At 51.6% G+C, this 9,572-nt stretch carries 10 protein-coding genes; 8 read left to right on the top strand and 2 right to left on the bottom strand.

Annotated elements, in window-relative coordinates; translation table 11 throughout:
• Positions 1 to 291, bottom strand: a 291-nt coding sequence (locus Q0117_RS02300; RefSeq protein WP_297921972.1) for a hypothetical protein, incomplete at its 3' end; no start/stop codon positions are given.
• 57 nt (positions 292 to 348) lie between these two features.
• On the bottom strand, positions 349 to 3,195 hold the full coding sequence (gene uvrA, locus Q0117_RS02295) for an excinuclease ABC subunit UvrA (RefSeq protein ID WP_297921969.1): 2,847 nt from the start codon (positions 3,193 to 3,195) through the stop codon (positions 349 to 351).
• A 75-nt stretch (positions 3,196 to 3,270) separates the two neighbouring features.
• Here uvrA and Q0117_RS02290 point away from each other — a divergent pair, with 75 nt between their 5' ends.
• The 8 genes from Q0117_RS02290 to Q0117_RS02255 all read left to right on the top strand — a co-directional run.
• Entirely contained in the window at positions 3,271 to 4,269 is a 999-nt protein-coding gene (locus Q0117_RS02290; RefSeq protein WP_297921966.1) for a hypothetical protein, read from the top strand.
• A gap of 99 nt (positions 4,270 to 4,368) precedes the next feature.
• Positions 4,369 to 4,848: a hypothetical protein gene (locus Q0117_RS02285; protein ID WP_297921963.1), complete on the top strand. Its 480-nt coding sequence runs from the start codon at positions 4,369 to 4,371 to the stop codon at positions 4,846 to 4,848.
• A gap of 73 nt (positions 4,849 to 4,921) precedes the next feature.
• Positions 4,922 to 6,196 carry a spore photoproduct lyase family protein gene (locus Q0117_RS02280; RefSeq protein WP_297921960.1) on the top strand — a complete coding sequence of 425 codons (1,275 nt, stop codon included), beginning with the start codon at positions 4,922 to 4,924 and terminating at the stop codon, positions 6,194 to 6,196.
• Between the two features lie 365 nt (positions 6,197 to 6,561).
• Positions 6,562 to 7,230 carry an SDR family oxidoreductase gene (locus Q0117_RS02275; RefSeq protein WP_297921956.1) on the top strand — a complete coding sequence of 223 codons (669 nt, stop codon included), beginning with the start codon at positions 6,562 to 6,564 and terminating at the stop codon, positions 7,228 to 7,230.
• On the top strand, positions 7,217 to 7,702 hold the full coding sequence (locus tag Q0117_RS02270; RefSeq protein WP_297921953.1) for a hypothetical protein: 486 nt from the start codon (positions 7,217 to 7,219) through the stop codon (positions 7,700 to 7,702). Before Q0117_RS02275 ends, Q0117_RS02270 begins: the two co-directional genes overlap by 14 nt.
• On the top strand, positions 7,689 to 8,189 hold the full coding sequence (locus tag Q0117_RS02265) for a hypothetical protein (RefSeq protein ID WP_297921950.1): 501 nt from the start codon (positions 7,689 to 7,691) through the stop codon (positions 8,187 to 8,189). The genes Q0117_RS02270 and Q0117_RS02265 overlap by 14 nt, the downstream gene beginning before the upstream one ends.
• Positions 8,176 to 9,192 (top strand): hypothetical protein, encoded by a 1,017-nt coding sequence (locus Q0117_RS02260; RefSeq protein WP_297921945.1) that lies wholly within the window; start codon positions 8,176 to 8,178, stop codon positions 9,190 to 9,192. Before Q0117_RS02265 ends, Q0117_RS02260 begins: the two co-directional genes overlap by 14 nt.
• A 98-nt stretch (positions 9,193 to 9,290) precedes the next feature.
• Positions 9,291 to 9,572: hypothetical protein (locus Q0117_RS02255; RefSeq protein WP_297921942.1), on the top strand; the 282-nt coding region annotated here is incomplete at its 3' end.

Here is a 9,572-nt window from a genome sequence, read left to right as displayed (position 1 = left end):
GGCGGAATTCTGATCCGCTTCGGCTTCTAAATTTAAAGCGTCAGGATCGGAATTTGGGGCTTTAGAATTCGAAACTTTAGAATTTACGTCGTCTAAATTTGAAGCATCGGAATTTAAAGATTTAGAATTTGTATCATTTAAATCTGAGGCGTGAAAATTTGAAGCATTTAAATTTAATCTATCGGATTTTGAATTATCAAAATTTTCGGCTTCGAAATTTTGAGCGTCAAAATTTTCTCCGTCAAACTCCTTGTCGCAGCTTCGCTTTGCATTACCGCGCCGCTCATTCAAAAGCTTTCTTAATTCTTCAAGCCTGCTTTAATCCATTCTTGCCCCCGATAAGGCGTTTTAACCCCGTTTATTTTTGCTTGCGCTTTTCATCGCTGCTAGCTCCTGCGCCAAAAATTCTCCCGTGTAGCTACCTGTCTTTTTAAAATCCTTCGCAAGCTTTTCTGGAGTACCGCAAGCGACGATCCGTCCGCCGCCCTCGCCGCCTTCGGGTCCCATGTCGATGATGTAATCGCAGTTTTTGATGACGTCCAGATTATGCTCGATCACAAAGACGGAATTTCCCAGATCGACCAAATGATGCAGTACCGCCACCAAGCGATCTACGTCTGCAAAATGTAGCCCCGTCGTCGGCTCGTCTAGGATATACAGCGTGTTGCCCGTATCGGTGCGGCTTAGCTCCTTGGCGAGCTTGACGCGCTGCGCTTCGCCGCCGCTAAGCGTCGTGGCGGGCTGGCCTAGCGAAACGTAGCCGAGCCCGACGTCCGCGAGCGTCTTTAGCTTTTGATAAATTTTAGGCACGGCTTTGAAAAACTCGAGCGCCTCGTCGATACTCATCGCCAAAACGTCGGCTATGCTTTTGTTTTTGTATAAAATTTCAAGCGTCTGCGCGTTGTATCTCGTGCCGTGGCAGACGTCGCAAACGACGCTGATATCGGGCAGGAAGTGCATCTCGATCGTGATCTCGCCCTCGCCCGCGCATTTTTCGCAGCGCCCGCCCTTGACGTTGAAGCTGAAACGGCCGATCTTGTATCCACGCAGCTGCGCTTCCTTCGTCGCGGCAAAAAGCGCGCGGATCTCGTCCATCACCCCCGTGTAGGTCGCGGGATTGCTGCGCGGGGTGCGTCCGATCGGGGTTTGATCCAGATAGATCACTTTATCCAGGCTCTCAAGCCCAGAAATTTTAGCGTCCTTTACCGCGTGCACTTTCCTCGCGCGATTTAGCTCCTCAAGCGCAGTAGGCAGTATGGTTTGCAGCACCAAGGAGCTCTTGCCGCTGCCGCTAACGCCCGTGATGCCGACTAAATTTCGCAGCGGAAATTTTGCGCAAAGGCCGTGGATGTTATTGATATTTACGTTTTTGATACTTAGCCAAAGCTCCTGCTTGCGGTGCTTTTGGTAGTTTATCTCCTTTTGATTATTCAGATACAGCGCGGTTTGCGTATTGCTTTTAAGCAGGTGCGCGACATCCCCTGCGAATACGACCTCGCCGCCTAGATTGCCCGCCCCCGGGCCGATATCCACGACAAAATCCGCCGCCTCAATCGTCTTTTTATCGTGCTCGACGACGATTACGGAATTTCCCTTTTCCTGTAAGCTTCGTAGCGTCTTGATGAGCTTTTGCGTATCGCGCTCATGAAGTCCGATGCTAGGCTCGTCGAGCACATACATCACGCCGCTAAGACCAGAGCCGATCTGGCTTGCGATACGGATACGCTGCGCCTCGCCGCCGCTGATGGTGCGCGCATCGCGCCCCAGCGTGAGATATCCAAGCCCCACGTCCTTTAAGAAAAACAGCCTTTCGTTGATCTCTTTTAGGATCGGCGCAGCGATCTGTGCGTCCTTTTCGCTTAAATTTGAAAACCGCTTCTCATCGCTGAAAAATTCCACGCAGTCTGCGATACTCATATTTATCACGTCGCCGATACCCTTGTCTGCGACCTTTACGGCTAGGCTTTCGGGGCGCAAGCGCAGTCCGCCGCAGTCGGGGCAAATTTTTTCGCTCATATAATCGTCCAGATCGCTTTCGTTTTTGAGCAGATCGTAGGCGTATTTGATCGCACCCTCAAATTTACGCACGAGTTTATGTTTTTTCCAGTAAAAATTGATCTCTTTGACGCTGCCGTAGAGGATCAGCTTTTTTTGCTCCTCGTTTAAATTTGCATACGGAATTTTGACGTTTATGCCGTTTGCCTCGCAAAATCCGAGCAGAAATTTATAGTAATAGCTCTTGTTGAAACCCGACATCACTTTAATCGCGCCGCCCTCGATCGAGGCGTTTTCGTTGATGATCTTGCCCAGATCAAGACTAAATTTTATCCCTAGCCCGTCGCAGCTCTCGCACGCGCCCTTTGGAGAGTTGAAGCTAAACGCGAGCGGCTCGAGCGGCTTGAATGAAATTTTACAATCAAAGCACGCCATATGCTCGCTGTAGTGGATCAGGCTCTGCGCGAGTCCCAGCTCGGCGGCGTTTGCGATCTCCACCTCAAGCTCGCCGAAGCTGAGCTTGAGCGCCTTTTCGACGTCGCTTGCGATACGGATGGAATTTTCCTCGTCGATGATCGTGCGATCGATGATGACCTTGATCGAGTGCTTTTTCGTCTTGCTTAGCTCGATCTCCTCGTCCAGTCGTACCAACACGCCGTCGATCTGAGCGCGCACGTAGCCCTGCTCGCGCAAGCTTTGCAACATATCGGCGAAGCTGCCCTTTTTCTCGCGCACCAAGGGCGCGCCCAAGATCACCTTCGCGCCGCGCGGCAGCTTCATAATCTCGGCGATGATGTCGCTGGAGCTCATCTTTGAGATCGGCTTGCCGCATTTGTGGCAGTGCTGCACCCCCACGCGCGCATAAAGCAGCCTCAGATAGTCGTAAATTTCGGTAATCGTGCCCACCGTCGAGCGCGGGTTTTTCGATGTCGTTTTTTGATCGATCGCGATCGCAGGCGTCAGACCGTCGATCTTATCGACGTCAGGCTTGCCTACGCGGTCTAAAAACTGCCTCGCGTAGCTGCTTAGGCTCTCGACGTATCTGCGCTGCCCCTCGGCATATAGCGTATCAAACGCCAGCGTGCTCTTGCCGCTGCCGCTAAGACCGGTAAAAACGACGAGTTTGTCCTTTGGAATTTGTAAATTTATATTTTTCAGATTGTGCTCGCGCGCGCCCGTGATAGTGATGAGATCGTTCATTTTCGCCCTTTTGTGCCAAATTAATCTTACATTATAGCTCAAATTGTTAAAATTGTGCTTTTGGAAGGGGCGGCGATGATACTAATCTGCACGGCTTTGCGCTGCGAAGCCCAAGCGATAATCGAGAGTTTTAAACTTACGCGCAGCGGCGATCTGTTCGCAGGCGAGCAGATGCTTTTATACATCTGCGGCGTGAGATTTGGGGCTAAATTTAAAGCGGGCGCGGAATTCGGGCGTGAGCTTCGCAAGGATCGGCGCGGCGCGGATCTAAAATTTGAGCATCGTTTGGACGCGGGCGCGCTCTGCGGCGGCGGCGCAGAGACCGGCTCTGCGCGAAATGCGACCAAAAATTTTAAAATTTTAGATCTTGATTCCGCGCGAAATTCAGAGCGCTTCGGCGAAATTTTACTTTCGCGGCGCGTGGACTTTGCGCTAAACATAGGCGTCTGCGGCTGTGAGGATACAAATGTGCAAATCGGCGAGGCGTTTTACTTTGACGGCACGGCAGCGCAGGAATTTTGCGGCGCGAGTTTGGACGGCAAGCTGCGGGCAAATTTAATCTGCGTAAGCGAACCTAAAATTTTAAATGCAGCGGAACGGAGCGGTGAGGCAAATGTCGCAGCGATCGAGGCGTGCGGCGAGATAAACGCACAAGCCCCAACGCAAGGAACGAACGATGCAGCAGATACAAAAAATTTCACGCACGACGCGGTGCGGGCCGCAACACAAAGCGCGACGCAGGTCGAGGCGCAAAATTTAGCGAGCGTAAAACTCTCACAAATCGCGGTAGGCGGGCACAGCGTCGCGACGAATACCGCAGCACGAGCAGCACAAAATACGCCGTGCACGGCAAAAGACGCTGCTACTTGCGAGCGTGCAAATCGCGACATCAGGCTTTACGATATGGAGAGTGCGCTTTTCGTGAGCGTTTGCGAGCGCGCGGGCGTGCCGTGGGCGATGATGAAGATCGTAAGCGATCATCTGCGCGGCGAGCGGCTTGGTAAAGGCTTCGTCTATGAGCTCGTAAAGGCGCGCCTGCCGCAAATCCGCGCCGCGATAAAGGGCAAAATTTAACTATGAGTGCGTGCAAAAACCTGGCCGAGGGATAAATTTTGGCTTCATATGCCGATGCATCGCGGAATTAAAAGGCATTACGGAGGCGCAGGAGAAACGATGAAAATAAAAGGCTCTTATCTGTATTTTGCCCTCTTGGCGTGCGCATGCATCGCGGTTTGCGCGTATGCCATGGCGGATCTGTTTGCCGATCTGCCCTCGCTAGTCTTTTTAGTCCTTTTGTTCGCATTTGCCTGCATCGGGCTATGGCTAAAAGACGCTCTAATAGGCGCGCGCTACCTATTTTACTGCGTCTGCGTGCAGCTACTCTTTGCGGCGGCCATTTTCGCCGCCCTTAAATTCCCCGCCATGGCGCAGTTTGTGCGCAGTACGGAGATAGGCACCGGCGGCACGGGCATACCGCTAGGCATCGTTCTGCTCGTGCTGCCAGCGTTCTTTTGCGCCCTGCCGTATTACTACCGAACGGGCGTCAAAAAAATCCCGCAAAAGCTCATACTCGGCGGAATTTTGATCCTAAACGTCGCTATTACGCTAGCTTACGCCTTCTATTTCGAGCGACTATTCTGCGGCGAGATCTGAAATTTCAACGATTTTCAGTGACGGCGCGCGAAATTTAAGTATAATTTGCAAAATTTAAACGAAGCGGAGCAAGATGACGGAGGCGAAAAAAGAGCCGGGCTCGCAGTTTGGCGTGAATCTGGGCGAGCGATCGAGCGCGTTTTTGGGCGTGCTATTTGAGAAATTTCACTTTTCATTTCAGCAACGAAAGCAGCTTGCGGAGTTTGCGAGCGATTTTGAGGCGTGGGGCGAGACGCCCGTTTATGAGCTACTTGCGAGCGAGCGGTGCGAGCTAAATTTTAATAAAGCCAAATTTAATAAAGCAGGGAAAGCCCCGAGCGGCGAGCAAATTTTTAATTTCGTGCGCGAAGCCTGGCTGGATCTCAAGTCGCGCCCGCACTCATACGCGAGCTTCAAAAGCGATTACGAGCCGAAAAAATTTGAAATTTCATCCTTTCGCGCGGATCGTATCGCTTTGGGGCGCTGTCCGGTGGCGAGCGAAAACACGCGCTGCTGCAATCTGCTGACGCTAGATGCCGTTAATTCGTGCGGCTTTGACTGCTCCTATTGCGCGATCGGCTCCTTTTACAAGGAGGGGAAAATCGGCTTTGACGAGAATTTCGCGGCAAATTTGGCGCGGCTGCGGCTCGATCCCGCGCGCAGCTACCACATCGGCACGGGTCAGAGCTCCGACTCGCTTATGTGGGGCGATCGCTTCGGCATTTTAAGCGCATTATGCGATTTTGCGGCGCGGCATGAAAACGTGATTTTGGAGCTTAAAAGCAAGTCGAACAATATTAAGTTTTTCCTGCAGCGCGAGATCCCGCGCAATCTCATCGTCACCTTTTCGCTAAATACGCCCGCGATCATAGCGAACGAGGAGCATCTAAGCGCGAGCTTGGATGCGCGGCTGGCGGCGGCAGAAGCGCTCGCGGCTCACGGCATTTTAGTGGGCTTTCACCTCCACCCGATGGTTTGGTACGAGGGGTGGCAAAACGATTACGGCGCGCTTTTTGAGCGGCTGCTACGCAGCTTCGATCCAAGCGGCGTCGCGATGGTCTCGCTCGGCACGCTTACTTTCATCAAGCCCGTCGTCAAGAAGCTGCGCTCGCGCGGGCTGCGGAGCAAAATTCTGCAGATGCCCCTTGCGGACGCGAACGGCAAGCTGTCCTACCCGCCGCAGATCAAGCGCGAGCTTTTCAAATTTGCCGCAGACGCGCTTTCGCCGTGGCGCGAGTGGGTGTTTTTCTACCTCTGCATGGAGGATGCGAGCCTGTGGCGCGAGGTTTTGGGGCACGAGTACGAAAGCAACGACGCATTTGAGGGGGCGATGAAAGCGGCGTATTTCGCAAAGATACGGCAGCGCTAGACACGCTGTTTACCGCAGACGTCGAGGTCTGTGCCGGCTCGCATGCGGCGTCAAGGACACAGCGCGAAATTTATGGCGAGTCAGCGGTTAAAATTTAGCGGCGCGCCGAGTTTTATAAAATTAAATTTTATAAATCGTGCGGGACGGGCACAGCGAGCGGCGATGAAATTTTACAAAGCGGCGGCGCGGCAAAATGTCCGCGGGCTAAATTTAAAATTTTACCCGGCGGGGTTGCGGCGCAGATTGTTTAAACCGCGCAAATTTAGCGTCGGGCACAATGAACAAAGAAAATTTAGCGCAGCGAAATTTACATGACGCGCTAAGCTTAACGCGCCGAAGCGGCATTAAAATTTAAAGGAGAAAAGATGAAAGCATTGATCACGGGCGCAAGCGGCGGTATCGGCAGCGCGGTTGCAGAGCTTTTGCGACAAAACGGCTATGAAATTTTAACGCTGGCCTCGCGCTTCGAGGATCTGGACGCGCTGGCAAAAGAGTGCCGCGCTCTGGCTGCGGCGCAGGGTATCGACGCGCTGATTTTATGCGCGGGTACGACGAAATTTGCGCCGCTTGAAGCGATGAGCGAGAGCGAAATTTTAAAAATTTTAAACGTAAATCTTGCCGCAAACATCATCATCGCGCGCGCGCTTTTGCCGAATTTAAAGCACAACCGCGCCCATATCATCGGCATCAGCTCGATCGAGGCGCTGCGGACGAGCCGCTTTAGCGCGGTTTATAGCGCGAGCAAGGCAGGGCTGCGGGCGTTTCTGCTCTGTCTTTTTGAAGAGGCGCGCAAGCAGATCAGGGTAAGCTGCATCAACCCGGGCATCACCAAAACGCCCTTTTACGAGGATTTGAGCTTTGAGCCCGCAGATGATAAGGCGAGCTTTGTGGATGCGGGGGAGATCGCAAATTTTACGTTGCAAATTCTGCGCACGAAGTCCAATGTAAGCGAGTTTACGATCTGCCCGCAAATCGTAAATCTGCGAAAAAAATCAAAATTTAATCGTGAAGGAAGCGAGCTTGAAAATCGGTAAAAGCCATGTTTTTGTGCTAATTTTGGCGCTTATTATTATTTATGCCGCGTTTGTAAGCGGTAGCGGCGGGTATTGCAGCGCGAGAGAATTTTTTTCAGGCAGGCACGACGAAGAGGATGATGCTTGCATCGCCAAGCTGATAAAGCGAGCGGACGCGGGTAATATATATGCGGCAAATCGGCTAAGATATCCGCACGAGGCGTATATCAAGCGCACATGCAAAAAGGAAGTGGAGAGCTTGGGCGAGCGCGAAAGATATTATTTTGAGCTCTACATCCAAAATCGCTGCGAAGCTTGGGGCTTTGAAACGCCCAAATCAAAGGGCGGCGAAGCAAATACGACGAGCGGCGATACGAGCGCAACGGATGGCGAGGGAAATTTAACGCGCGAAGGTATGGATACAATCCGCGATGAAACAGGTGTAATCAAACGCGATATCAATTCTACGGGAGGGTCAAATGTCGGGCGATAAAGCGAGCTTGAAAATCAGTAAAAGTCAAATTTTTTTGTTAATTGTAGGAGTTATTATTCTGTGTGCCCTATATATAAGAAACAATGGCGCGTATTGCAACATTTGGGAATCTTTTTTAAACAATAAGGGCGAAGAGGATGATGCCTGCATAGCCGGACTAATAGAGCGCGCGGACGCCGGCGATGACCATGCGGTAAATCGACTAATGTATCCGAGCCAGGCATATATCAAGCGCACATGCGAAAAGGGAGTGGAAAGCTTAGGAGAGCGCGAGAGATATTATTTCCAAGGCTTTAGTGGAGATCGCTGCGAGATTTGGGGCTTTAAAACGCCCAAATCAAAAGACGGCGAAGCAGGTACGACGAACGGCGAGGGAAATTTAACGCACGCTGAGGGAAACAACGGTGAATCTAGCACCGCGGGCAGCAAGGCGGACATCGCGAAGCGCGAAGGAAATTCTACGGAAGAGCAAAATGCTGGGCGATGAAAATTTAGAAAAATTTTTCTCAAAAATCGACGCGGCGGAGTTTGGAATTTCGGCGGGCTCAAAGCTCGCTTCAAAAAATCCCAAGCTTGATGGAAGCGCAAGAGACGGGAGCGACGGCGAGCTTTTAAAATCAAAAAATGGCTCGGAATTTTGCGTCGGACAGGCATATTTTAGCGGCACGCAGCAAGCTGAAATTTTAAAATTTAATGCCGAACAAGCACGTCTTGATACGGAGCAAGCACACTTAAAATTTAACGTCCGCCCATCACAAGCAGGGCTAGGTGCCCATCCGCCGCGGGCGCAGTTTGACGCCGAGCGAGCACAGACGAAGATCGAAAATTTCATGCGCGATCTGCTGCAAAACTATGTGCTTTGCGTAAGCGGGGCGGAATTCGCCTTCGCGGAGATCAAGGCGTATTTCACGGGCGCGGATCGCAACACCTACAAGCGCATATCGCGGGCGGGCGAGATATTTTTTCACAATTTCGGCTTTGACATTTCGTTTCGCAGCGTCCCGCAAAGCGGCGGCGGGATTTTGGTACGAAGCCTACGCATCCTAAGCGGCGCAGAGCTTTTGGCGGGCGGATTACCTGGTACGGCAAGCCGCTTAACTGGCTCAGAGGGCGACTTGAGCGGCTCCGCGGGCAGCGGTCCGCTCGGCTCTGCCGTCGCCACGCTTGTAAAAAACGGCGATTTTATCACGGGTCCGCGCAAATGCATGGGTAAAATTTTAAATCTACAAACGCGAAATTTAAGCTTTTCGCTACGGCGTGCGCCGCAAATAGCGCATGCAGCGGGCTTTAGCAACCGAATCCGACGAGGCGAGATCGTAAATGAAGCGAATTTCGGTACAAGCGCTAGCTGTGCGACGGGTACAGCGGCTGCAGCAAGGCTTGCAAACGAGCCGCGCAGGCTTACCAGCGAGGAGTTTGAAGCATATCTGAGCACGGGCTGCGCTACGGCGAAAACATATAAAAAATCGCTGCAAAGATATGAAGGCTAAATTTTGATCAAACGGCGCACAGCGGGTGAGCGGTAATTTACTGAGCTTTAAGCGGCGAGGATATAAAATGGCGCGTCCATCAAATTTAAAGGCGGCAAATGGATCAAAGCAGGCTAGATGAATTAAAAAAGCCACTACAAAAGCGACATCAAGAGCCGAAGCGAGGTTTGGAACAAAATTCTAACGGCGAAAATTTTAAAGTCCCGAATTCTGAAATCCAGAATTCCGAAGCCTCTAATTTTGAAGTTTCAAATTTCGAAGCTTCAAATTCTGAATCCCTGAATTCTAGAGCTACAAATTCTGAAGCTTTAAATTCTGAAACCCTAAATTCCGATCCTGACGCTTTAAATTTAGAAGCCGAAGCGGATCAGAATTCCGCC

It is taken from the genome of uncultured Campylobacter sp., assembly GCF_937997535.1.
GTDB lineage: Bacteria > Campylobacterota > Campylobacteria > Campylobacterales > Campylobacteraceae > Campylobacter_B.
Note: the sequence above shows the minus strand (reverse complement) of the source record. Positions and strands in the feature narration are given on the sequence as shown.